The 1,511-nt window shown below is 68.8% G+C and carries 1 protein-coding gene; it reads left to right on the forward strand.

Annotation, left to right across the window (positions count from 1 at the left end):
• The first annotated feature begins 136 nt into the window (after window positions 1-136).
• Window positions 137-1,375, forward strand: a complete 1,239-nt coding sequence (locus ELR45_RS29800) for a phosphotransferase (protein WP_205857538.1) — start codon at window positions 137-139, stop codon at window positions 1,373-1,375.
• The last annotated feature ends 136 nt before the right edge of the window (window positions 1,376-1,511 follow it).

The following is a 1,511-nucleotide window of genomic DNA, read 5'->3' on the forward strand; positions in this document are numbered from 1 at the left end:
CAGCGGCGTCGGCGGTGTGGTCAGCAGTCATAGGCCTATCCTGCCTGCTACCGGATCGGTCCGATCAGCGGGATTGATGAGAGCGTCCTCATCAATGCCTCACCCGTCTCTCACCCACGCGGGCGACGATGTCGGCATGGCCCACCAGACTCCGCGGTCCGACGCCATGTTGGACCTTCTCACCGGCCCGGACGTAGCCGAGCTGCTGGCGGCCGCGCTGGCTCCCGCCGGTGCCCAGCTGCTCGGCTGGTCCGTCCGGGACGTGGACCATCGGCCCGGCCGACGCACCACCGTCTCGTACACGGTCAAGGTCTCCTGGCCGGGTGGTCCACGGGAGGAGATCCTCGGTGCCACCGCCACGCCGCGGAACACGGACGGCGCCGTCGCCGCCGACGACCGGCTGATCGTGACCGACGGCGGGCACGAGATCCAGGTGTGGCGTTTCCCCTTCGACCCAGAGCTTCCGGCGCTGGCCGCCATGTGCTTTCCGGACACCGCCACGAAAGTGCTCAGGGCTCTCGGGGTGGATGCGGACCGAGTTCAGCTCAAAGTGCTCTCCTACCGGCCCCGAAAGCGCGCCGTCGTCCAGGTCGGTAGCGGGTCCGGCCGGTGGTTCGTCAAGGTGCTGCGGCCCGCCGCCGTGGATGACATGCGCCGCAGGCACACGCTGCTCACCGACGCCGGTCTCCCGGTGCCGGTCTGCCGTGGATGGAGCGACGACGGGCTGCTCGTACTCTCCGAGCTGCCCGGCATGTCGCTGCGCTCCGCGCTCGACGACGAGGGTGCGGCAGCGTGCGAACCCGGCGAGCTCGTGTCCATGCTCGACGGCTTCCCGGATGAGTTACTCCGTCTTCCCCGGCGGCAGCCCTGGGCGGACCACGCCGCACACTACGCGGGCGTCATCGCATCGGCGCTGCCTGCTGAAGCCGCAGGTGCGTACGCCATCGCCACGGAGGTGGCGGCGGCGCTCCGCCGGTACGACGACGGCCCGGACGAGCCCACGCACGGCGACTTCTACGCCTCGCAACTGATGGTCGGTGAAGGCCGGGTCACCGGCCTGCTCGACGTGGACACCGCCGGCCCCGGCCGTCGCGTGGACGATCTCTCGTGCATGCTGGCCCATCTGTCGCTTCTCACCGTCATCGACACCGCCGACGCGCGGGGAGCTCGCGGAGCGCTGCGGTCGTGGATACCGGAGTTCGACCGCCGCGTGGATCCATCCGAGTTGCGGGTCCGGACGGCCGGGGTCATCGTCTCGCTGGCGACGGGCCCGTTCCGTACACAAGAGGCGGACTGGGAGAGGGCCACGTCTGCCCGGCTCGCTCTGGCCCAGTTGTGGCTGAATTCGGCGGACGGAGCACGGACCCCATTCTGAGAGTCCTCTCATCTGTGTCTCCTGGTCAGCTCATGACCAACGGCAAGGATCGAAGAGTCAGACACCGAACGGGTGCCGCAGACGTCACCCACGCAGAAGAAAGAGAGAATCATGCAGTCCAAGAAGAAGTGGGTCG

The organism is Phytoactinopolyspora endophytica (assembly GCF_004138495.1).
Classification (GTDB): Bacteria; Actinomycetota; Actinomycetes; order Jiangellales; family Jiangellaceae; genus Phytoactinopolyspora; species Phytoactinopolyspora endophytica.